This window comes from Streptomyces caniferus, from assembly GCF_009811555.1.
Classification (GTDB): Bacteria; Actinomycetota; Actinomycetes; order Streptomycetales; family Streptomycetaceae; genus Streptomyces; species Streptomyces caniferus.
The window spans coordinates 206,462-227,803 of the sequence record NZ_BLIN01000002.1 but is presented as its reverse complement, the minus strand read 5'-3'; the positions used below and the strand labels follow the sequence as shown (position 1 = coordinate 227,803).

Here is a 21,342-nt window from a genome sequence, read left to right as displayed (position 1 = left end):
GGGCCGAACGGCGCCTGCGTACGGGCCGGGTGACCCGCCGGCGCGGGCAGCTCACCCCACCGGAGCGCGGCCGACGGCTCAGTACGCCGGAACGCGCTCGCCCCGCAGCACCTCGCCCTGTACGGCGGTGACCGTCGACCACTCCACCGCGCCCCGTACGGCCGCCAGCGCCCCGGCCCCCGCCTCCCCCGTGCGGCCTATCAGCGCGGCACTCGCATGGCGCACCGCCAGATCGCGGGTGAGCTCGTCGCCCAGCGGCAACACCTGTATCTCCGCGGCCGGTTGAGCCGGTACCTCGTCGAGGTTCCACACCGTCGCGTCGGCCCGGCCCCGGGCCAGCTCCTCCCACGGCTCCAGGGAGGAGCACGGCACCCGCTCCACGTCCGGGCGGTGCGCGAAGAGCCGCTCGGTGAGCATCCGCTGATCGTCCGAGGCCGCGTCGACGGCGATCCGCAGCCCGGGGGAGCCGAGCGTGATCCCGGGCCGCAACAGCAGGCCGTGCCCGCCCGCGTAGGTGGCCGGGCCCAGATCGGCGATCAGCTCGACGGCCTGCTGCCCGGTCAGCCGGTCGGCGGCGGAACGCGACAGCACCGCCAGCTCGGCCCTGCCCTCGGCCACGGCCGCGACCCGGGCGGCCGCACCCCGGAGGAAAGTGATCGCGAACGGCGCGCCGGCCTCCTCGAACGCGGTCCGCAGCCCGGTCGCCAGGCCCTCGAAACGCCGCGAGTGCGGCAGCGGCATCGCGGCCAGCACCGTGCCGAGGCCGGACAGCCGCCACAGCACGGCCCGGTCCGACCCGACGAGGAAGGTCCCGAGGTGGCCCCGGGCGACGGTCGTGATCGCGCCCGCCTCCTCCAGGAGCCGGAGCGCGGCCTGCACCGTGCCGTTGCCCACCCCCAGCCGCTCGGCGAGATCGCGGACCCGCGGCAGCCGTGCCCCGGCGCCGTCGGTGCCCTGCCCGAGCAGCAGGGCCGCCACCTGCCGGGCGGTGTGCCCGTTGCGGGTCAGAAACCGTTCGTCGAGCCCGGCCGGGCCGTGGATACCGTTCACACAAATGACAGTAAACAGGATCCTGGATACTGCCAAACGCCTGCCGGATGCCCACCCTCGGCATCGCCGCCGCCCCGCGCTACCTCGTCCGCGCGATCAGATAGCGGAACACGTTCGGCATCCACACCGTCCCGTCCGCCCGCTGATGCGGATGCAACGCCTCCGCCAGTTCCTTCTCCACCTGACGCTGCTCGGACGCCTCCAGCGCCGTATCGAACAGCCCCGTCGACAGCAGGCCGCGCACCGCGCTCGCCAGATCGGCGTACCCGAACGGGCAGGCCACCCGGCCCGAGCCGTCGGGCCGCAGCCCGGCCCGCTCCGCCAGCTCCTCCAGATCGTCCCGGCTGCTGGGCCACCACCCGGCGCCGCCGACACCGCAGTCGTCCGGCGCATCGGTCAGCCGCCGCGCGATCCGCAGCACCCCGGCCGTGGCACACCGTTCCACCGGGCCCCAGCCGCCCAGCACCACCGCACTGCCGCGCTCCGCAAGCCCGGCCGCCGCGGTCAACGACGCCGTGAGCCCCTCGACCGTGGTCACACAGCCCACCGGATGGAACGCCGTGACCACATTGAAGGCGGCGCCCTCGGGCACCGCGTCCTCCAGACCGCCACTGACCAGCCGGGTGTGCTCCGGCATACCGTCCGGCGTGAGCCGCTCGCGCGCCAGCTCCAGCCGGGACTCGTCCGCATCCACCCCGCTGACCTGCGCCCCGCGCGCCGCCGCGAGCAGCAGCGCCAGCCCGGAGCCACAGCCCAGCCCCAGCAGGCGGGTGGCCGGACCGATGCCCAGGCGGTCGTACGCGGCTTCGTACAGCGGGACCAGCATCCGCTCCTGGATCTCGGCCCAGTCACGGGTGCGGGCCCGTGACCCGGCCGGAACGGGCGGGTCGTCGCAGCGCATGGATCCGGAGTGCGGAAGCTGGTGCCGCACGAGCGTCGGTGACATCGATAGCGCCCCTATTCGCCGAGAACCCGAAGCTGTTCCGTACCGATCGCCCCCGTGTTCGCGCGTTGTGCGCCCCCGCGATCCAGACAACTGCGCATTCGTCCGGGCGTCCAGGGGGTGCGCCGGGGTTGTCTCCCGCGCGCCCCCGTGTGCGCCGGGCCCGCTCCCTGGAACGCCGTTCCAGGGTGACCCGGCCGGCGCCGTTCCGCCACGGCAGCGCCCGCCACCCGGGTCGCGGGGGCCGTCCGGACACCCTCCACCACCGGCCCCTACGGTGGGACGCGAGCCGGTGGCGCCGGGCACAGGCGCCCCCCGTACCATCGCCGCGGTGATCGTTGCCCCGGTATACGACCGGCTACGCCATGCGGCGTACGCGGGGATACGTACCGGCTTGAGGCCCGCTGGGCGCCTTCTGCGCAGATCTGCGCACCCGCCCCGGGCATGCCTCATGACCAGAAACTGACTGGTACGTGCAAATTATTTGGGATGCCCCGGAATCGGAACACCGGACGACCCCGGCTCGTTGTCACGACGTGAGCACGACACCGCCTGTCCTCGCCGCCGAACTGGCGCTCGCCTGGGCCGATATTCAACGGCACCACCCCGAGCTGCCGGACCTGGCCGCGCCCGAGTCCCTGATCGGAGAGTCCTCGTCCGCCTGCGGCGCCGAACTCTCCTTCGAACGGCTGCTCCATGAGGCAGTGCACGGCATCGCCGCCGCCCGCGGCGTCCGCGACACCTCCCGCGCAGGCCGCTACCACAACCGCCGCTTCCTGGCGATCGCCGAGGAGCTGGGCCTGGACCACGTCGACGAGCCGCACCCCAGCAGCGGCTTCTCCCTGGTCACGCTCAACCCCGAGGCCAGGAGGCGCTACCGCCCCACCATCGAACGGCTGGCCAGAGCTCTCAAGGCACACACCGCCGCCACCGCCACCGACACCGCCCGCAGCTTCCGGGGCCCGGCCGCCCGGCACGGCTCCTCCGGAGGGGGCGTCCGCGTCAAGGCCGTCTGCGACTGCGGGCGCAATGTCCGCGTCGTGCCGTCCGTGCTCGCCCAGGCGCCGATCGTCTGCGGCGGCTGCGGCAAGCCCTTCCGGATCCCCGAGGTGGCCGCGGTCGGCTGACCCATGGGCGTGTGGCACAATGGCTAGCTGTACTCGACAGTCGCATAGGACCCCTCTCTCCTCCGGCTGACGCGTCCATCGGGCACCCCGAGTACCGCAACCCCACGTGGCATCCCGTTGTGCCCCACCACGTCAAGACCAGGAGACACCACTCCCGTGGCAGTCAAGATCAAGCTGAAGCGTCTGGGCAAGATCCGCGCGCCTCACTACCGCATCGTCATCGCCGACTCCCGTACCCGCCGTGACGGCCGGGCCATCGAGGAGATCGGTCTGTACCACCCGGTGCAGAACCCCTCGCGCATCGAGGTCGACTCCGAGCGTGTCCAGTACTGGCTGGGTGTCGGCGCGCAGCCGACCGAGCCCGTCATGGCCATCCTCAAGGTCACCGGCGACTGGCAGAAGTTCAAGGGTCTGCCGGCCCCGGCGCCGATGAAGGTCGCCGAGCCGAAGGCCGACAAGCGCGCCCTCTTCGAGGCCGCCGCCAAGGCTTCCGGCGACGAGCCGAAGGGTGAGGCCATCACCCCGAAGGCGAAGAAGGCTGACAAGAAGGCGGACGAGGCTGCGGCCGAGTCCACCTCCGAGTCGACCGAGGCCTGAGCATGCTCGAGGAAGCCCTCGAGCACCTCGTCAAGGGCATCGTCGACAACCCCGACGACGTGCAGGTAGCCTCGCGCACCCTGCGCCGGGGGCGCGTGCTCGAGGTCCGGGTCCACCCCGACGACCTCGGCAAGGTGATCGGCCGCAACGGCCGTACCGCCCGTGCTCTGCGGACCGTCGTGGGCGCCATCGGCGGCCGTGGCATCCGCGTCGACCTCGTCGACGTGGACCAGGTCCGCTGACAAGTTGAACACCGGCTCGGGCCGGGGAGGGCCCTCGGGCCGTCCCCGGCCCGAGTTCGTTGGTGACCGCGGATCCACCCTCGTCACCATCAATGGAGAATCCACGACGGTCCTCGGCCACCTCCGCGAAAGCGGCGGCGGTTCAGCCGCAAAAAGGGGAGAGAGAACAGCGTGCAGTTGGTAGTGGCACGGATCGGCCGCGCCCACGGCATCAAGGGCGAACTCACGGTAGAGGTACGCACCGACGAGCCCGAGCTGCGGCTCGCCCCGGGCGCCGTCCTCGCCACCGAACCGTCCTCCGTCGGACCGCTGACCATCACGGCCGGCAGGGTGCACAGCGGCCGGCTGCTGCTGCGCTTCGAGGGCGTCGCGGACCGCACGGCCGCCGAGGCGCTGCGCAACACCCTGCTGATCGCGGAGGTCGACCCCGAGGAGGTCCCCGAGGACCCCGAGGAGTACTACGACCACCAGCTGATCGACCTCGACGTCGTCACCCGCGCCGGCACCGAGGTCGGCCGGATCACCGAGATCTCCCATCTGCCCTACCAGGACCTGCTGGTCGTCCAGCGGCCCGACGGCAGCGAGGTCCTGATCCCGTTCGTCTCCGAGATCGTCCCGGAGATCGACCTGGAGGAGCAGCGCGCGGTCATCGACCCGCCGCCCGGCCTCCTCGACGACAGCCAGGCCGAGATCGCCTCCAGCCGCGAGGACAGCTGATGCGGCTCGACGTCGTCACGATCTTCCCCGAGTACCTCGAACCGCTGAACGTCTCCCTCGTCGGCAAGGCCCGGGCCCGCGGACAGCTCGATGTGCGCATCCACGACCTGCGGGAATGGGCCCACGACAAGCACAACACCGTCGACGACACCCCCTACGGCGGCGGCCCCGGCATGGTCATGAAGCCCGAGCCGTGGGGCGAGGCGCTCGACGAGATCCTCGCCTCCGGTGAGGGCGAACCCGTGATCGTCGTCCCCACCCCGAGCGGCGCCCCCTTCACCCAGCAGCTCGCCGTCGAACTCTCGGCCAAGCCCTGGCTGGTGTTCACCCCGGCCCGCTACGAGGGCATCGACCGCCGCGTCATCGAGGAGTACGGCGACCGCGTCGATGTCCGCGAGGTCTCCATCGGCGACTACGTCCTGGCCGGCGGCGAGGCACCGGTGCTGGTCATGGTCGAGGCGGTGGCCCGGCTGCTGCCCGGCGTCCTCGGCAACGCCGCCTCCCACCAGGACGACTCCTTCGCCCCCGGCGCGATGGCCGACCTCCTGGAAGGCCCCGTCTACACCAAGCCCCCCGAGTGGCGCGGCCGCGGCATCCCCGAGGTCCTGGTCAGCGGCCACCACGGCAAGATCGCCCGCTGGCGCCGGGACGAGGCGTTCCGCCGCACCGACCTCAACCGCCCCGATCTGATCGAGCGCGCCGACCCCGCCGCGTTCGACAAGCACGACCGGGCGATCCTGGCCGCTCTCGGCTGGTCCGCGGGTGAGGACGGCCGATTTGGGCGGACGGCCGGGGCCGTGGAAGAATAGGCCGCTGCTGTGTGCGTCCGGCGCGCGCCCCTGCCACAGGGGGAACGACGCCCGCCCGACGGAACGGCATCCGACACCTCATTTCCGATATCCCGTTGATGACCTGTGGCATCAGCGAAGAAAGCAGTAGGTCATGCACCTTCTCGACTCCGTCGACGCCTCGTCGCTGCGCAGCGACATCCCGGCCTTCCGCCCGGGCGACACCGTCAACGTCCACGTCCGCGTCATCGAGGGCAACCGCTCCCGTGTGCAGCAGTTCAAGGGCGTTGTCATCCGCCGTCAGGGCGCCGGCGTGCGTGAGACCTTCACGGTCCGCAAGGTCAGCTTCTCCGTCGGCGTCGAGCGCACCTTCCCGGTGCACACCCCGATCGTGGAGAAGATCGAGGTCGTGACCCGCGGTGACGTCCGTCGCGCCAAGCTGTACTTCCTCCGTGAGCTCCGCGGCAAGGCCGCGAAGATCAAGGAGAAGCGCGACAACTGAGCCGGGCCGCCCCGGAGCACGATTTTTTGCGCCGGGGCAACGCAAACCGACGCTCGCGTACGGTGCCCGGATCCGGCCGGATAGGCTCAGGGCCCGATGGACACCGACGCACAGCTCACGGAGCGCGACCCCTCTCCCACCCCCGACCAGGGGCCGGAGCAGGGGTCGCGCTCCGCGCGTTTGCTCGCCCGCACGGCCGGTCTGCGCCACTACCCGGCCACCCTGCTCGTGCTCTGCCTGGCCTTCGTCCTGCTGCTCAGCGCGTTCGTCGCGCAGCCCTTTCTGATCCCCAGCACCTCCATGCAGAACACCCTGCAGGTCGGGGACCGGGTGCTGGTCAACAAGCTGGCGTACCGTTTCGGCAGCGAGCCCGCGCGGGGCGATGTGGTGGTGTTCGACGGCACGGGGTCCTTCGTTCACAGGGAGCAGGAGGAGAATCCCGTCACGGGGCTGCTGCGCGGAGCCGGCGCGGCGCTGGGCCTGGCCCGGCCCGCCGAGACCGACTACGTCAAGCGTGTGATCGGCATCGGCAGTGACCATGTGACCTGCTGCGACGAACGGGGGCGGATCGAAGTGAACGGTGAGCCCGTGACCGAGGCGTATCTCCACCCCGGGGACACGCCGTCCTCGGTGGATTTCGACATCGTGGTGCCCCGGGGCGGGCTGTGGGTCATGGGCGACCACCGCGCCAGATCCAGTGACTCCCGCGACCACCTCGGCGACCCCGGAGGCGGCACGGTCCCGGTCGACAAGGTCATCGGCCGCGCGGACCTGATCACCTGGCCCGCGAGCCGCTGGCGCACCGTCGAGCGCCCACGGTCCTTCGACCGGATACCTCCCGCGGCAGGCTCCCATGGGTAACCGCGGACGCCCCCGCCACGGGGGCCAGGGCACCGGCCGACCCGGAAGGGGTACCGGCGGGTCCAGGCGTGGCCGCAACGAGCCGGAGCGGGGCACCGACAGCCCCTACGGCGGCAGCGGCGCGTACGGCGACCCGCAGGAGACCGGAGGAAGCGCCGGCCCCCGGACGGACGGAACCGCGACCGGCAGGCGGACGGGGCGGACCGGGACCGGTGGCCGGGCCGAGCGGCGCCGCCTGGCGCGGCGCATCAAGCGCCGCAGGCAGCGCTCCTACCTCAAGGAAATCCCCATCCTCGTCGGCGTGGCGCTGGCCATCGCCCTCGTCCTGAAGACCTTCCTCGTCCAGGCCTTCGTCATCCCGTCCGGCTCCATGGAGCAGACGATCAAGATCGGCGACCGGGTGCTGGTCGACAAGCTGACGCCGTGGTTCGGCTCCAAACCGGCGCGCGGCGATGTGGTCGTCTTCAAGGACCCCGGAGGCTGGCTCAAGGGCGAGCAGAACAAGCCCGCCGACGACGGTGGCCCCTTCCAGCCGGTCAAGGACGCCATGACCTTCATCGGGCTGCTGCCGTCGGCCGATGAACAAGACCTGATCAAGCGGGTCGTGGCGGTCGGCGGTGACACCGTCAAATGCTGCGACGAACAGGGCAAGGTCACCGTCAACGGCACCCCGCTGACCGAACCGTACGTCCATCCGGGCAATCCGCCCTCCACGCTCAAGTTCACGGTGAACGTCCCCACCGGACGGATCTTCGTGATGGGCGACCACCGTTCCAACTCCGCGGATTCGCGCTTCCACCTGGACGAGCCGTACCGTGGCACGGTCTCGGAGGAGAGTGTCGTGGGCCGGGCCGTGGTGATCGGCTGGCCGTTCAGCCACTGGCGGCGCCTCGAAGAGCCGGACACCTTTACGAGCGTGCACGACGCGCCGGGCGCCAAGGCGTCGGCGGCAGCGGCGCCGCATAGGCTGTCCCCCGACAGTTTGTCCGTACTCCCGACCCCTGCGGAACTCCCGCTCGTTATGGGAGTGGTGGGCCTGCACCGGTTGACGGGCGGGCGAGTGCGTGGAGTGAGGAGCAGATGTGGGGGACTTGGCGGTCGGCGCGCGGTCCGGAACCGAAGAGCCCGAAGAGCCGGCAGGGCGTGGTGAACCCGCGCGGCCGGTGACGAGTTCCGTGCATCAGTCACCGGCTCGGCCGGGGGCGCAGGCGCAGACGCAGCGTCCGGCACCGGCGGATTCCTCGGACCCGTCGGGCAGGTCGGATACGTTGGACACGTCAGCGGGCGAGGAGGCGGGCGGCGGCATGAAGAAGGCCAAGAAGCCGCGCGCCTTCTGGAAGGAGCTGCCGATCCTCATCGGCATCGCCCTGCTCCTCGCGCTGCTGATCAAGACTTTCCTGGTGCAGGCGTTCTCGATCCCGTCCGACTCGATGCAGGACACCCTGCAGCGCGGGGACCGGGTCCTGGTCGACAAGCTGACGCCGTGGTTCGGCTCCAAGCCGCAGCGCGGCGAGGTCGTCGTCTTCCACGACCCGGGAGGCTGGCTGAACGAGACGCCGACCCCCGAGCCCAACCCCGTCCAGAAGGTCCTCAGCTTCATCGGCCTGATGCCCTCGGCCGAGGAGAAGGACCTGATCAAGCGGGTCATCGCGGTCGGCGGCGACACCGTCGAGTGCCACGGCACCGGCCCCGTCAAGGTCAATGGCAAGGCCCTCAAGGAGGACTCGTACGTCTTCCCGGGTGCCACCCCCTGCGGCGACCGGGCGTTCGGCCCGATCCACGTCCCCAAGGGCCGGATCTGGGTGATGGGCGACCATCGCGACGATTCCCTCGACTCCCGCTACCACCAGAACCTCAAGGGCAACGGCACGGTCTCGGAGAACGAGGTCGTCGGCCGGGCGTTCACCATCGCCTGGCCCGTCAACCGTTGGGCGATGCTGCCCGTGCCGGACACCTTCGACCAGCCCGGAATCAACAAGGCCGCGGCGGCGGCGCCGGCCGCCCTCGGCCTGGCCGGCGCGGTGCCGATCGTGATGTGGCGTCGCCGAAGGCTGACCGGAACACGTAACCCCAGGTAAGGTGCCGTCCCGGATCTTCGACGCGGGCTCGGTCCGCGGGGTGGGAGCGCTGGGATGAGCAGCAGTACGGAACGCAGGACCGACGGCCGCGGCCGGACCACGGGCAGTGTGCTGTCCGGTCTGGCCGTGGCCGTCGGCTGTGTGCTGTTCCTGGGCGGCTTCGTATGGGCGGCGCTGATCTACCGCCCCTATACGGTGCCGACCGATTCGATGACGCCGACGATCGCGGTCGGGGCGCGGGTCCTGGCGGAGAAGGTGGACGGCTCCCAGATACGCCGCGGCGACATCGTCGTCTTCAAGGACTCCACATGGGGCGACCTGCCGATGGTCAAGCGCGTCGTCGGCGTCGGCGGCGACAAGATCGCCTGCTGCACCGAGCAGGGCCGGCTGACCATCAACGGAACCCCCGTCGAAGAACCGTATCTGCAGGGCAGCGGACCCGCCTCGCCCGTCGGCTTCAAGGCCAAGGTCCCCACCGGCCAGCTCTTCCTGCTCGGTGACCACCGCAGCGACTCCCTCGACTCCCGCGTCCACCTCACTGACGGCGACCACGGCTCCGTACCGCGCAGCGCCGTCAATGCCCGGGTGGACGCGCGCGCCTGGCCGCTCGGCAGCGTGGGCGTGATGCAGCGCCCGGCGGCCTTCTCCGCCCTCCCCGGCGGCACCTCGCAGCCCGGCCCGGTGCGGCCCATCACCCTCGCGGTGGTCGCCGGTGCGGTCCTCATCCTGGTCGGCGCGGCCTACGGGCCCCTCGCCCGGCGCAAGGCGCGCAAGCGTGCCTGAGGGGCCGCGACGGGACGCCGAAGGCCCGGCCGCGACGCAGGGGGCGGCGGCCGGTGACGAAGCGGAGGCGGCCGTGGTGCGCCGGGTCTCCCGCATCGTGCTGCTCGACCCCGACGACCGGATCCTGCTGCTCCACGGCTTCGAACCGGGCCGCCCCACCGAACGGTGGTGGTTCACCCCCGGTGGCGGCCTGGAGGACTCGGAGACCCGCGAGGAGGCCGCCCGCCGCGAGCTCGCCGAGGAGACCGGCATCACCGACGCCGTCCTCGGCCCCGTCCTGTGGAAGCGCCGCTGCGCCTTCCCGTTCGACGGACGGCGCTGGGAGCAGGACGAGTGGTATTACCTGGGAAGGACCGACCGGACTGCCACCGACACCGGCGGGCAGACTGACCTGGAACGACGCAGCGTCTCGGGACTGAGGTGGTGGACTTCGGAGGAACTGTCCGCTTCGCATGAGACGGTGTATCCAACCAGACTCGCCGAGCTGCTGCGCACGCTGCTCGACGAAGGGCCCCCCGATGCGCCAGTGCTCCTGGAGACCGAGCGGGTCTGACGCACAATGGGGGGACGCACGGCTGAAGGGGATCTGCCATGAGCGCCGAGGACCTCGAGAAGTACGAGACCGAGATGGAGCTGAAGCTCTACCGGGAGTACCGCGACGTCGTCGGGCTGTTCAAATATGTGATCGAGACCGAGCGGCGCTTCTACCTCACCAATGATTACGAGATGCAGGTGCACTCGGTTCAGGGAGAGGTGTTCTTCGAGGTGTCGATGGCCGATGCCTGGGTCTGGGACATGTACCGCCCGGCCCGCTTCGTGAAACAGGTGCGCGTCCTGACATTCAAGGACGTGAACATCGAGGAGCTCAACAAGAGCGATCTGGACCTTCCGGGGAGCTGAGGCGGCCGGCGTCGGCGGAGGGGCAGGCTCTGGGCCCGCCCCTCCCGCGACCCGGAAGGGTGAGCGGGTTGTCCACAGCCGGCTCACTGTCCACCAAGATCCAACAGGTCGGGGCGGGAGCGTCACAGTCGGTGCCGGAGGTGGTACCGCATGAACGCCATGCAGGCCGGCCGCAGGGCCGGGGACGACGCACGGACCGCGGAGCGGTCGCGGAGGGCGCCCTCAGGAGCGCCGCCCACGGAACGGAAGCCACCTGCGGGCGGGAGGCCGGCTGCCGAGCCGGCAGCGCCCGGGGCGCCCAGGCAACCGGTCACCGAACGAGCTGAACGGGCAGCGGTCAAGGCGACGGACACCGAGCCGAAGACGGCCAAGACGGCGGGGCCCGGTTCGATGGCGGCCAAGACGGCGGGGCCCGGTTCCACGGCGGCCAAGACGGCGGGGCGCCGGTCGAGGGCCGCCGTGCCAACGATCACCGAGGTGACCGCCGCCAAGCCGACGCCCACCGACCCGGCGGCGGCCAAACCGACCGACTTCCGTCGGCGTGCACTCGGCCGCTACGGAGAAGACCTGGCCACCCGCCGGCTCATCGAGGCCGGAATGCGCATCCTGGACCGCAACTGGCGCTGCTGCGACGGAGAGATCGACATCGTCGCGGCCGACGGGGACGCCCTGGTGATCTGCGAGGTCAAAACCCGCCGCGCCGGCTGGTACGAACACCCCATGGCGGCCGTACGCCCCGAGAAGACCGCCCGGCTGCGGCTGCTGGCGGAACGCTGGCTGGAGCAGCACGGCGGCCCGCCACCCGGAGGCGTACGGATCGATGTGATCGGCGTCCTCCTGCCGGCCCGCGGTGCCCCGGTCGTCCAGCACGCCCGAGGGGTGGCCTGATGGGATTCGCCCGAACCTGCTCCGTCGCCCTGGTGGGCGTCGAAGGCGTCGTCGTCGAGGTCCAGGCCGACCTGGAACCCGGTGTCGCGGCCTTCACCCTCGTCGGGCTGCCTGACAAGAGCCTCATCGAATCCCGCGAGCGGGTGCGTGCCGCGGTCGTGAACTCCGGCGCCGAATGGCCGCAGAAGAAGCTCACCGTCGGCCTCAGCCCGGCCTCCGTACCCAAAGGCGGCAGCGGCTTCGACCTCGCCGTGGCCTGCGCGGTCCTCGGCGCCGCCGAACGCCTGGACCCCCGCGAACTCACCGACCTCATGATGATCGGCGAACTGGGCCTGGACGGCCGCGTCCGGCCGGTACGCGGAGTGCTGCCCGCCGTATTGGCTGCCGCCGACGCCGGATACCGCCAGGTCGTCGTCCCGGAACAGACCGCCGCCGAGGCCTCGCTGGTCCCCGGCATCTCCGTCCTCGGCGTCCGCAGCCTGCGCCAGCTCATCGCCGTCCTTGCCGACGAACCGGTCCCCGACGAGGAGGACCCCCGCGAAGAAGGCCGCCCCGACCCGCTCCTCGCCGGGCTGGTCGTGCCCGGCACCGGCGTCAGCGCGGGCCTGCCCACCGGCGACCACACCCCCGACCTCGCCGACGTCGCAGGCCAGCACAGCGCTCGCCGCGCCCTGGAGGTGGCCGCCGCCGGACGCCACCACATCTTCTTCAAAGGCCCGCCCGGCGCCGGCAAGACCATGCTCGCCGAACGCCTCCCAGGGCTGCTGCCACCGCTGTCCTCCAAGGAGGCACTGGAGGTCACCGCCGTCCACTCGGTGGCCGGAACCCTCCCGCCGGGAGCGCCACTCGTCCTCCGGCCGCCCTACTGCGCCCCGCACCACTCCGCGACGATGGCCTCCCTCGTGGGCGGCGGCACCGGACTGCCCCGCCCCGGAGCCGTATCCCTGGCCCATCACGGCGTGCTGTTCGTCGACGAGGCCGCCGAATGCAGCCCACGCGTCCTGGACGCCTTACGCCAGCCACTGGAATCCGGCCATGTCGTCGTCGCCCGCGCGGCGGGCATGATGCGCATGCCCGCCCGCTTCCTCCTCGCCCTCGCCGCCAACCCCTGTCCCTGCGGACGCCACGGCACCACCGGCGGGGGCTGCGAATGCCGCCCGTCCTCCATCCGCCGCTACCGCGCCCGGCTCTCCGGTCCCCTGATGGACCGGGTGGACCTCCGGATCGCCGTGGAACCGGTCGCCCGCTCCGAACTCGTCGCCCTCGGCCGGGGCGCCGAAACCACCGCGGCCGTCGCCGAACGCGTGCTCGCCGCCCGCGAGCGCGCCGAGGCCCGTCTCGCCGGTACACCGTGGCAGACCAACAGCCAGGTGCCCGGCCATGAACTGCGCACCCGCTGGCAGGTCCACCCGGGCGCACTCGCCCCGGCCGAGCGCGACCTCGAATGCGGTCTCCTCACGGCCCGCGGCCTCGACCGCGTCCTCCGCGTCGCCTGGACCGCCGCCGACCTGTCCGGCCGCGACCGCCCCACCCTCGACGACGTCAACTGGGCCCTGGAACTCCGCACGGGCGTACGCCGCGGCGCGGCAACGGCAACGGGCGGGAGCGGAAGCACGCGCAAGACCGCGAAGGCCGCCACGTCCTCCCACGGGCAGGCATAGGCGATGACCAGGACCGACGCATGGGGCTTCGCCACGGGAGAACCGGACGCCGCCACGGAGGGCCGGAGCCCCGGGCCCGCTCCGACGACGGCCGAGCCGGGGCCCGCCACACACTCGCCGCCCGGCTCGTCTCCCGCAGAGCCGACTGCAGCCGTCCGGCGGTCCGCCGGCGGCGCGGGACACGAACCCCAGCGCACCGCCCGTGCGGCCCTCACCCGCATCCTCGAACCGGGAGACGAGACCGCCGGGCGCTGGCTGCGCGAGATGGGGCCGGTGGCCCTCTGGCGCACCCTCGCCGACGACTCGGCGGCCCCGCCCACGGGCGCCACCCCGGCCAAGATCGCGGGTCTGCGACTCCGCGCCGCCCGGGCACGCCCCACCGCGGACCTCGATGCCGTGTCCGCTCTCGGCGGCCGGTTCCTCTGCCCCGGCGACGAAGAATGGCCCGGCCAGCTCGACGACCTAGGTGACGCCCGCCCCGTCGGCCTGTGGGTACGCGGAAGGGCCAACCTCAGACTGTGGGCGCTGCGCTCCGTCGCGGTCGTCGGCGCCCGGGCCTGTACCGAATACGGCGCGCACCTCGCCACCACCGTCAGCGCCGGACTAGCCGACCGCGGCTGGGCTGTCGTCTCCGGAGCCGCATACGGCGTCGACGGCGCAGCTCATCGCGGTGCGCTGGCCGCGGACGGGGCGACCATCGCCGTCCTGGCCTCCGGCATCGACCACGCCTACCCGCGGGGCCACACCGAGTTGATCGGCCGGATCGCCGAACAGGGTCTGGTGGTAGCCGAGTTACCACCAGGCGATCACCCCACCCGCAGTCGCTTCATCCAGCGCAACCGCGTCATCGCCGCACTCACCCGAGGCACCGTCGTCGTGGAGGCCGAACTCCGCAGCGGCTCACTCGTCACCGCCCGGCGAGCGCTGGCCCTCGGCCGCTTCACGATGGGCATGCCGGGCCCGATCACCAGCAGCCTGTCCGCCGGTGTGCATCAACTCCTGCGCGGCGAGGCCGCGCTGGTCACCGACGCCGACGAGGTCATCGAACTCGTCGGCAGCATCGGTGACCTGGCCCCCGACCGGGCGGGTCCGACCCGCCTGCGCGACCTCCTGGACCCCGTTGCGACCCGCGTACTGGAGGCTCTCCCCGCGCGCGGTCGCGCGGGTACTGACCAGCTGGCGGAGGAAGCCGGCACGCCCCGCGATGTCACCCAGAGCAAACTCTTCGAGCTGTTGTCCCTCGGATTCGTTCAAAAGTGCGGTGATCGTTGGGAGTTGGCGCGACGCGCCGAGGCGACCGAGGTTCCCCGGCGAGGCGGTACTTGACCTGGGGCGAACGGGTGAAAGGGTGAGGGGAATGACCGCAGAGTCCAGGTTTGCCGTGCTTCGGGGTGCGGGTCCGATCCGTAGGGAGGTGGCGATGTGGCGGAGGGAGGACGCGAGGTCCCGTACGCCGTGTTGGCGCGTCCGTCCGCACGGCCCTCCGGGGTCTGCGCCCGGCTCCCTGTCCGGGTGTCGCCACGCCGTACGAGGTAACCCTGAGGTGCGGGCAGCGGAACGTATCTGCGCACGCCCGAACCTGCCATCCTCGCGCACCGCGACGCTTCGGTCACGCTACGCTCACAGGCAATTCAACCCTCATACATCCACCCACCCGCGTCTCGGCAGAACGGCTCAAGGCGACGAATGCCCCAGCACACCTCCGGGTCTGACCGTGCGGCTGTACCACCCGCCGCGCGCGGTAGCGTGCGCCCCGCCCCGCCCACCTCGCTCGACGAGCTGTGGCGCTCCTACAAGGCGTCGGGCGACGGGCGGCTGCGGGAGCAGCTGATCCTGCACTACTCGCCGCTGGTCAAGTACGTCGCCGGCCGCGTCAGCGTCGGTCTGCCCCCCAACGTCGAGCAGGCCGACTTCGTCTCCTCCGGAGTCTTCGGACTGATCGATGCCATCGAGAAGTTCGAACCCGAACGCGCCATCAAGTTCGAGACCTACGCCATCACCCGCATCCGCGGCGCGATGATCGACGAGCTGCGCGCACTCGACTGGATCCCGCGCTCCGTTCGACAGAAAGCCCGTGCGGTCGAACGGGCCTACGCCACCCTCGAAGCGCAACTGCGCCGCACCCCGTCCGAGGCGGAGGTCGCCGAGGAGATGGGCATTGCGCTGGAGGAACTCCACGGTGTGTTCAGCCAGCTGTCCTTGGCGAACGTGGTGGCGCTGGAGGAGCTGCTGCACGTCGGCGGCGAGGGGGGCGAACGGCTGAGCCTGATGGACACCCTCGAGGACACCGCCGCCGAGAACCCCGTCGAGATCGCCGAGGACCGCGAGCTGCGGCGGCTGCTGGCGCGCGCCATCAACACCCTCCCCGAACGCGAGAAGACCGTGGTCACCCTCTACTACTACGAAGGGCTCACGCTCGCCGAGATCGGCAACGTCCTCGGCGTCACGGAGAGCAGGGTCAGTCAGATCCACACCAAGTCCGTACTCCAGCTCAGAGCGAAGCTCGCTGACGTCGGACGCTGAGTCACCCTCCGGAGGCCCTGGCTTCCCGCGCCCCGTGTTGCCATGCGGAGTGCCACGACGGGCGCGCCATCCGTAGAGTGGTGCTGTGCCAAGGATTCGAGCGGCCTCCGTGGCCGAGCACCGGACGATGCAGCGCGGCGCCCTCTTGGACGCTGCCCGCACCCTGCTGTCCGAAGGCGGAACGGAAGCACTGACCTTCCCCGCCCTCGCCGAGCGCACGGGCCTCGCGCGCTCCTCCGTATACGAGTACTTCCGCTCGCGCGCCGCTGTCGTCGAAGAGCTGTGCGCCGTCGACTTCCCGGTCTGGGCCGCGGAGGTGGAAACGGCGATGGAGCGCGTCGACACGCCCGAGGCGAAGGTCGAGGCGTATGTGCGCCGGCAGCTCGCCCTCGTCGGCGACCGGCGCCACCGCGCTGTCGTCGCCATTTCGGCCGGCGAGCTGGACGCCGGCGCACGCGAGAAGATCCGCGCGGCGCACGGCGGGCTGATCGCCATGATCGTCGAGGCGCTCGCCGACCTCGGCCACGCACAGCCCCGGCTCGCGGCCATGCTCCTCCAGGGAGTCGTCGACGCCGCGGTCCGCCGCATCGAACTCGGTGCCGCGGAAGACCCGGACGAGATCACGGAAGCGGCGGTCGCGATGGCGCTCCGAGGGGTCCGCGGCTGAGGGAGACCCGCACGGATGAGGGGGCCTCCCCCAGGGGCCCCGCCCCCCGCCCCCACCCCTCCCCTCGCCCCACCTCCACCACCCAGAACACTCGTTGGCCCCGCAGCCCGCAGCCCGCAGCCCGCAGCCCGCAGCCCGCAGCCCGCAGCCCGCAGCCCGCAGCCCGCAGCCCGCAGCCCGCAGCCCGCAGCCCGCAGCCCGCAGCCCGCAGCCCGCAGCCCGCAGCCCGCAGCCCGCAGCCCGCAGCCCGCAGCCCGCAGTGGCGGTTCGGCAGTCGTGTAGTGACGGCGTGCCTCGCTCGGCTGGGCTGCCTTCGAGGCCCGCCGGCTGACTGCGGTGCTAAGCGACCCGCGCCGTGCCTTGCCCTGGCGTCCGCTCGGGGCGGGTCACGGGTTGCCTCGTGATCGACTGCCACCCAGCCGGTCATTCACAGTCAGCCGAAGGCTGAGCCCCTCTCCTTCCCGTTGTCCCTACACGTCCTTTTCGGTCCCACTAGGCCGAGCCCTATTGAGACGGCCGAGTGCCCAGACCGCCGCTGCCGCGAGCACGGCTGCTGTCATGAGGGCAGCTCCTGTCGGTGCCGCGCTTCCCTCCTGAGCTGCGGGTTTGGCGGGTATTGCCGGCTTCTGGGGCCCTGCCGGACCCGACTGTCCGGGAACCGTGCGGTCGCCCGCCGGTACGGGTACTTCGAAGATCGGAAGCAGTCGCGAGGGGCCGCCGCGGAGCATGCTGCGGGGCAGCAGGGACAGCGGATCCAGGTAGTTCTTGCCGCGGCGCAGGCCCCAGTGGAGGCATGGTGCCCGGCAGTGGAACGGGCCGTGCTGCAGGACGGCGACCGGCTGGCCTGCGGTGACGCGCTGGCCCTTGTGGACGGTCGGTTGCACGGGCTCGTAAGTGGTGCGTAACGGAGGACGGCCCGAGAGAGCCACCTCGATCGTCAGGACGCCGCGGCCGGCGACGGTGCCGGCGTACGCCACCCGGCCGGGTGCCGCCGCTCGCACCGGCGCACCGGCGGACGCGGCCAGGTCCACGCCTCGGTGCCCGGCGGCCCAGGGGGAAGGCGGCGGCTCCCAGCCGCGTACCACCGTGGGCCCTACGCCGGCGGTTCCGCCCACCGGCCACGCCCTGTCCGCAGCCCGTGGGTCATCACGTGCCGCTACCTCCTGACGTGCCGCGCCTCGGTGACGTGCCGCACCCCTGGGGCGTGCCGGACCCCCGGATCGTGCCGCAGCCCTGGGAGCTGTCCCCGCATGGCCGCGTATCACCCTCCTCGCCGTTGCCTGGCCCGGTGCCCCGCCCTCCGCACGTACCGCCCCCTCGGTGCGTACCGCACCCGCAGGACGGGCCGGCGTCCGTCCCGCCCCGTGCTCCGGTCCCGCCCCGTGCTCCGCCCTCGCCGTCAAGGCCGGCGAGGCGGAGGCGTTCGCTGGTGCGGGGGACAGAACGGTGAGGACCGCCGCCACGGCAGGGGCCAGCAGTGCACCCACAGTGCGGGCCGGGAAGAAGCAGCTCGGCCCGTATCCGGTCGGCTCTCCGCGCGGTGTCGGCGGTAAGGGTGCCGACGGCCGGAAGCCTGGTCGGAGAGGTGTGCCCGGGGGATGCGCGACCGGGGGAGGGAGAGGGGGCCGAGAGGGAGGGAGAGCGGGCCGACGGGGACGGGGAGGACCGAGGGAACAGGGAGGGCGAGGAGCGGCGGCGGGCGAGCCGGAGCTTCGGTGTCGGTGTCGGTCAGGGGTTCGGCGGGTGTCGGGTGGTGCGGTCCGGGGTGGGTTCTGTCGGGTGTTTCGTCGCATGCCCCGACGGTGGCGCAGTCCGACGGCGGGTGGGGATCTTGGTCCGGAGCTGTGGATCGGGGGGCGGTTGTGGACAACGGTGTCACCCGCGTGGGGCTCGAAATGATGCGTGTCGCCCGGTGCATCGGCTGTCCCGTACACTTCTGATGGCGATCCGGGTCACCGGGTCGACTTCGCACGCCCCGCCGTCAGTGCACCAGTCCCGTTCGGGCAGCACGACGGCCGCGCTCCTCGGTCCTCGGACGGCTCCGCAAGGTGTCTTCCCGGCAGGCGCGTCGGGGCGTCAGGCACCGCGGCCGCCCGGCCGCAGTGAAACCGAGAACAACAAGGAGTACGGCCATGGCCGTCGTCACGATGCGGGAGCTGCTGGAGAGCGGCGTCCACTTCGGGCACCAGACCCGCCGCTGGAACCCGAAGATGAAGCGCTTCATCTTCACCGAGCGCAACGGCATCTACATCATCGACCTGCTCCAGTCGCTGTCGTACATCGACCGCGCCTACGAGTTCGTCAAGGAGACCGTCGCCCACGGCGGCTCGGTCATGTTCGTCGGCACGAAGAAGCAGGCCCAGGAGGCCATTGCCGAGCAGGCGACCCGCGTGGGCATGCCCTACGTGAACCAGCGCTGGCTCGGCGGCATGCTGACCAACTTCTCGACCGTCTACAAGCGCCTGCAGCGCCTGAAGGAGCTCGAGCAGATCGACTTCGAGGATGTGGCCGCCTCCGGCCTCACCAAGAAGGAGCTCCTGGTTCTCTCCCGCGAGAAGGCCAAGCTGGAGAAGACCCTCGGCGGTATCCGCGAGATGCAGAAGGTGCCCAGCGCCGTCTGGATCGTGGACACCAAGAAGGAGCACATTGCCGTCGGTGAGGCGCGCAAGCTCAACATCCCGGTCGTCGCGATCCTCGACACCAACTGCGACCCGGACGAGGTCGACTACAAGATCCCGGGCAACGACGACGCGATCCGCTCCGTCACCCTGCTCACCCGCGTGATCGCCGACGCCGTCGCCGAGGGCCTCATCGCCCGCTCCGGTGCCGCCACCGGCGACCAGAAGCCCGGCGACAAGGCTGCCGCCGAGCCGCTGGCCGAGTGGGAGCGCGACCTGCTCGAGGGCGAGAAGAAGGCTGACGACGAGGCCCCCAAGGCCGAGGAGAAGCCCGCCGAGGCCGCCGCCGAGGCCGAGAAGCCCGCCGAGGCCCCCGCCGCCGAGGCCGACGCCGAGAAGCCGGCCGAGCAGGCCTGACCCGCAGCATCCGGTTGATGACGGCGGGGGAGGGCGCCACAAGCGCCGCCCCCGCCGTTCACCCGTAGATCTTTCGACTTCGAGATTTCGAGAAGAGATTCACAGACCATGGCGAACTACACCGCCGCTGACGTCAAGAAGCTCCGCGAGCTCACCGGCGCCGGCATGATGGACTGCAAGAAGGCCCTGGACGAGGCCGAGGGCAACGTCGACAAGGCCGTCGAGGCGCTGCGCATCAAGGGCCAGAAGGGCGTCGCCAAGCGCGAGGGCCGTTCCGCCGAGAACGGTGCGGTGGTCTCCCTCGTCGCCGACGACAACACCTCCGGTGTCATCGTCGAGCTGAAGTGCGAGACGGACTTCGTCGCCAAGGGCGAGAAGTTCCAGGCCGTCGCCAACGAGATCGCCGCGCACGTCGCGAAGACCTCCCCGGCCGACATCGAGGCCCTGCTCGCCTCCGAGATCGAGGCCGGCAAGACCGTCCAGGCGTTCGTCGACGAGGCCAACGCCACCCTGGGCGAGAAGATCGTCCTGGACCGCTTCGCGCAGTTCTCCGACGGCTTCGTGTCGGTGTACATGCACCGCACCATGCCCGACCTGCCCCCGCAGATCGGTGTCCTCGTCGAGCTCGACAAGGAGAACGCCGAGGTCGCCAAGGGCATTGCGCAGCACATCGCCGCGTTCGCCCCGAAGTACCTCGCCAAGGACGACGTGCCGGCCGAGGTCGTCGAGGCCGAGCGGCGTGTCGCCGAGGAGACCACCCGCGCGGAGGGCAAGCCCGAGGCTGCTCTCCCGAAGATCGTCGAGGGTCGCCTCAACGGCTTCTTCAAGGACGCGACGCTGCTCGGTCAGCCGTACGCCCTTGACAACAAGAAGTCCGTCGAGAAGGTCCTCCAGGAGGCCGGTGTCACCCTGAAGCGCTTCGCGCGCATCAAGGTCGGCATCTGAGCCTGTCGCGAAGGCAGCGAATGACCTGCGACCCCGCTAGGGTCGTACGCAGTCGGCCGCTCAACGGCCGGCCGCAGATGTGACGAGGAGGCCATTGCCGCAGAGGGATCTGGACCAGACCCACGGCAATGGCCTTCTTCGTATGTGCACGAGGAGAGCTCAATGATTCACGGTGCCGACGGCGCGCACTCCGACCATGCCGGTCACGGCGGCAGGCAGCGCTTCCTGCTGAAGCTGTCCGGCGAAGCGTTCGCCGGCGGCGGCGGACTGGGCGTCGATCCCGACGTCGTGCACGCGATGGCCCGCGAGATCGCCGCCGTGGTGCGCGACGGCTATGAGATCGCCATCGTGATCGGCGGCGGAAACTTCTTCCGCGGTGCCGAACTCCAGCAGCGCGGCATGGACCGGGCCCGCTCCGACTACATGGGCATGCTGGGCACGGTCATGAACTGTCTGGCCCTCCAGGACTTCCTGGAGAAGGAGGGCATCGACTCCCGCGTCCAGACGGCCATCACCATGGGACAGGTTGCGGAGCCGTACATTCCGCTGCGTGCGGTGCGCCATCTGGAGAAGGGCCGGGTCGTCATCTTCGGCGCCGGCATGGGCATGCCGTACTTCTCCACCGACACCACCGCCGCCCAGCGCGCCCTGGAGATCGACGCCGAGGCCATGCTGATGGGCAAGAACGGGGTGGACGGCGTCTACGACTCCGACCCCAAGAAGAACCCGGACGCGGTGAAGTTCGACGCCCTCGAATACGGCGAGGTCATCACCCGGGACCTGAAGATCGCCGACGCCACCGCCATCACGCTGTGCCGGGACAACAAGCTCCCGATCCTCGTCTTCGAACTGCTCGCCGAGGGCAACATCGCGCGCGCGGTGAAGGGTGAGAAGATCGGCACGCTCGTCAGCGATCAGGGCACCCGGGCCTGACGGCCCCAACTGCCGTGATTCCGTACGGGCATCGGCCTGTACGGGCGGCAGCTCCCGTACCGGGGAAGACCCCGGTACGGGGATGGACAATGGCCTGCCGGT

General features: G+C 71.4%; 23 protein-coding genes. 20 read left to right on the top strand and 3 right to left on the bottom strand.

Going from position 1 to position 21,342, the window contains the following annotated elements:
* Positions 1-78: 78 nt before the first annotated feature.
* A complete protein-coding gene (yhfZ, locus tag Scani_RS02845) occupies positions 79-1,050 on the bottom strand; it encodes a GntR family transcriptional regulator YhfZ (RefSeq protein ID WP_246295462.1) in 972 nt (323 codons plus the stop codon).
* Between the two features lie 79 nt (positions 1,051-1,129).
* On the bottom strand, positions 1,130-1,996 hold the full coding sequence (locus Scani_RS02840; RefSeq protein WP_159469683.1) for a methyltransferase domain-containing protein: 867 nt from the start codon (positions 1,994-1,996) through the stop codon (positions 1,130-1,132).
* Positions 1,997-2,529: 533 nt separating this feature from the next.
* Here Scani_RS02840 and Scani_RS02835 point away from each other — a divergent pair.
* The 17 genes from Scani_RS02835 (at position 2,530) to Scani_RS02755 (ending at position 16,327) form a co-directional block, all read left to right on the top strand.
* Positions 2,530-3,120, top strand: a complete 591-nt coding sequence (locus Scani_RS02835) for a hypothetical protein (protein WP_159469681.1) — start codon at positions 2,530-2,532, stop codon at positions 3,118-3,120.
* Positions 3,121-3,276: 156 nt separating this feature from the next.
* The gene (rpsP, locus tag Scani_RS02830) at positions 3,277-3,717 is read left to right on the top strand and encodes a 30S ribosomal protein S16 (protein WP_006602842.1); all 441 of its coding nucleotides are present in this window, start codon (positions 3,277-3,279) and stop codon (positions 3,715-3,717) included.
* 2 nt (positions 3,718-3,719) lie between these two features.
* Positions 3,720-3,959 carry an RNA-binding protein gene (locus Scani_RS02825; protein ID WP_003980229.1) on the top strand — a complete coding sequence of 80 codons (240 nt, stop codon included), beginning with the start codon at positions 3,720-3,722 and terminating at the stop codon, positions 3,957-3,959.
* Positions 3,960-4,130: 171 nt separating this feature from the next.
* Entirely contained in the window at positions 4,131-4,676 is a 546-nt protein-coding gene (gene rimM, locus Scani_RS02820; protein ID WP_159469679.1) for a ribosome maturation factor RimM, read from the top strand.
* Positions 4,676-5,485 (top strand): tRNA (guanosine(37)-N1)-methyltransferase TrmD, encoded by an 810-nt coding sequence (trmD, locus tag Scani_RS02815; protein ID WP_159469677.1) that lies wholly within the window; start codon positions 4,676-4,678, stop codon positions 5,483-5,485. The genes rimM and trmD overlap by 1 nt, the downstream gene beginning before the upstream one ends.
* A 133-nt stretch (positions 5,486-5,618) precedes the next feature.
* The gene (gene rplS / locus Scani_RS02810; protein ID WP_086721202.1) at positions 5,619-5,966 is read left to right on the top strand and encodes a 50S ribosomal protein L19; all 348 of its coding nucleotides are present in this window, start codon (positions 5,619-5,621) and stop codon (positions 5,964-5,966) included.
* A 96-nt stretch (positions 5,967-6,062) separates the two neighbouring features.
* Positions 6,063-6,827, top strand: coding sequence for a signal peptidase I (lepB, locus tag Scani_RS02805; protein WP_159469675.1), 765 nt, complete (start codon positions 6,063-6,065; stop codon positions 6,825-6,827).
* Positions 6,820-7,977, top strand: coding sequence for a signal peptidase I (gene lepB / locus Scani_RS02800; protein WP_246295460.1), 1,158 nt, complete (start codon positions 6,820-6,822; stop codon positions 7,975-7,977). The genes lepB (Scani_RS02805) and lepB (Scani_RS02800) overlap by 8 nt, the downstream gene beginning before the upstream one ends.
* Complete coding sequence (lepB, locus tag Scani_RS02795; protein WP_159471628.1) at positions 7,919-8,905, top strand: signal peptidase I; 987 nt, start codon at positions 7,919-7,921, stop codon at positions 8,903-8,905. Before lepB (Scani_RS02800) ends, lepB (Scani_RS02795) begins: the two co-directional genes overlap by 59 nt.
* A 54-nt stretch (positions 8,906-8,959) precedes the next feature.
* Positions 8,960-9,688, top strand: coding sequence for a signal peptidase I (gene lepB / locus Scani_RS02790; RefSeq protein ID WP_159469673.1), 729 nt, complete (start codon positions 8,960-8,962; stop codon positions 9,686-9,688).
* 73 nt (positions 9,689-9,761) lie between these two features.
* A complete protein-coding gene (locus tag Scani_RS02785) occupies positions 9,762-10,241 on the top strand; it encodes an NUDIX hydrolase (protein WP_159471624.1) in 480 nt (159 codons plus the stop codon).
* Between the two features lie 38 nt (positions 10,242-10,279).
* Positions 10,280-10,588, top strand: coding sequence for a DUF2469 domain-containing protein (locus Scani_RS02780; protein WP_003980220.1), 309 nt, complete (start codon positions 10,280-10,282; stop codon positions 10,586-10,588).
* 477 nt (positions 10,589-11,065) lie between these two features.
* On the top strand, positions 11,066-11,476 hold the full coding sequence (locus Scani_RS02775) for a YraN family protein (RefSeq protein WP_159471622.1): 411 nt from the start codon (positions 11,066-11,068) through the stop codon (positions 11,474-11,476).
* Positions 11,476-13,137, top strand: coding sequence for a YifB family Mg chelatase-like AAA ATPase (locus Scani_RS02770; RefSeq protein ID WP_246295458.1), 1,662 nt, complete (start codon positions 11,476-11,478; stop codon positions 13,135-13,137). The genes Scani_RS02775 and Scani_RS02770 overlap by 1 nt, the downstream gene beginning before the upstream one ends.
* Positions 13,138-13,140: 3 nt before the next feature.
* Positions 13,141-14,463, top strand: coding sequence for a DNA-processing protein DprA (gene dprA, locus Scani_RS02765; RefSeq protein WP_174872600.1), 1,323 nt, complete (start codon positions 13,141-13,143; stop codon positions 14,461-14,463).
* Between the two features lie 360 nt (positions 14,464-14,823).
* Positions 14,824-15,660, top strand: a complete 837-nt coding sequence (gene whiG, locus Scani_RS02760; RefSeq protein WP_088800290.1) for an RNA polymerase sigma factor WhiG — start codon at positions 14,824-14,826, stop codon at positions 15,658-15,660.
* Positions 15,661-15,787: 127 nt separating this feature from the next.
* Positions 15,788-16,327, top strand: a complete 540-nt coding sequence (locus Scani_RS02755) for a TetR/AcrR family transcriptional regulator (protein ID WP_167538045.1) — start codon at positions 15,788-15,790, stop codon at positions 16,325-16,327.
* 470 nt (positions 16,328-16,797) lie between these two features.
* Here Scani_RS02755 and Scani_RS41935 read toward each other — a convergent pair whose 3' ends face one another.
* Positions 16,798-18,120: a peptidoglycan DD-metalloendopeptidase family protein gene (locus tag Scani_RS41935; RefSeq protein WP_308686550.1), complete on the bottom strand. Its 1,323-nt coding sequence runs from the start codon at positions 18,118-18,120 to the stop codon at positions 16,798-16,800.
* A 339-nt stretch (positions 18,121-18,459) separates the two neighbouring features.
* On the opposite strand from Scani_RS41935, the gene rpsB reads away from it, so the two are divergent.
* The 3 genes from rpsB to pyrH all read left to right on the top strand — a co-directional run bounded on the left by rpsB (position 18,460) and on the right by pyrH (position 21,240).
* Entirely contained in the window at positions 18,460-19,362 is a 903-nt protein-coding gene (rpsB, locus tag Scani_RS02745) for a 30S ribosomal protein S2 (RefSeq protein ID WP_159469672.1), read from the top strand.
* Positions 19,363-19,470: 108 nt separating this feature from the next.
* On the top strand, positions 19,471-20,307 hold the full coding sequence (tsf, locus tag Scani_RS02740) for a translation elongation factor Ts (protein ID WP_086716961.1): 837 nt from the start codon (positions 19,471-19,473) through the stop codon (positions 20,305-20,307).
* A gap of 162 nt (positions 20,308-20,469) precedes the next feature.
* The gene (pyrH, locus tag Scani_RS02735) at positions 20,470-21,240 is read left to right on the top strand and encodes a UMP kinase (protein ID WP_159469669.1); all 771 of its coding nucleotides are present in this window, start codon (positions 20,470-20,472) and stop codon (positions 21,238-21,240) included.
* Positions 21,241-21,342 lie beyond the last annotated feature (102 nt).

Coding starts and splice junctions, on each gene's coding strand:
- Scani_RS02780 (WP_003980220.1), top strand. CDS start 10,280: ATGAGCGCCGAGGACCTCGAGAAGTACGAGACCGAGATGGAGCTGAAG.
- trmD (WP_159469677.1), top strand. CDS start 4,676: ATGCGGCTCGACGTCGTCACGATCTTCCCCGAGTACCTCGAACCGCTG.
- lepB (WP_159469673.1), top strand. CDS start 8,960: ATGAGCAGCAGTACGGAACGCAGGACCGACGGCCGCGGCCGGACCACG.
- Scani_RS02840 (WP_159469683.1), bottom strand. CDS start 1,996: ATGTCACCGACGCTCGTGCGGCACCAGCTTCCGCACTCCGGATCCATG.
- whiG (WP_088800290.1), top strand. CDS start 14,824: ATGCCCCAGCACACCTCCGGGTCTGACCGTGCGGCTGTACCACCCGCC.
- lepB (WP_246295460.1), top strand. CDS start 6,820: ATGGGTAACCGCGGACGCCCCCGCCACGGGGGCCAGGGCACCGGCCGA.
- tsf (WP_086716961.1), top strand. CDS start 19,471: ATGGCGAACTACACCGCCGCTGACGTCAAGAAGCTCCGCGAGCTCACC.
- Scani_RS02825 (WP_003980229.1), top strand. CDS start 3,720: ATGCTCGAGGAAGCCCTCGAGCACCTCGTCAAGGGCATCGTCGACAAC.
- lepB (WP_159469675.1), top strand. CDS start 6,063: ATGGACACCGACGCACAGCTCACGGAGCGCGACCCCTCTCCCACCCCC.
- Scani_RS02755 (WP_167538045.1), top strand. CDS start 15,788: ATGCAGCGCGGCGCCCTCTTGGACGCTGCCCGCACCCTGCTGTCCGAA.
- Scani_RS02770 (WP_246295458.1), top strand. CDS start 11,476: ATGGGATTCGCCCGAACCTGCTCCGTCGCCCTGGTGGGCGTCGAAGGC.
- pyrH (WP_159469669.1), top strand. CDS start 20,470: ATGATTCACGGTGCCGACGGCGCGCACTCCGACCATGCCGGTCACGGC.
- rplS (WP_086721202.1), top strand. CDS start 5,619: ATGCACCTTCTCGACTCCGTCGACGCCTCGTCGCTGCGCAGCGACATC.
- rpsB (WP_159469672.1), top strand. CDS start 18,460: ATGGCCGTCGTCACGATGCGGGAGCTGCTGGAGAGCGGCGTCCACTTC.
- Scani_RS41935 (WP_308686550.1), bottom strand. CDS start 18,120: ATGCGACGAAACACCCGACAGAACCCACCCCGGACCGCACCACCCGAC.
- dprA (WP_174872600.1), top strand. CDS start 13,141: ATGACCAGGACCGACGCATGGGGCTTCGCCACGGGAGAACCGGACGCC.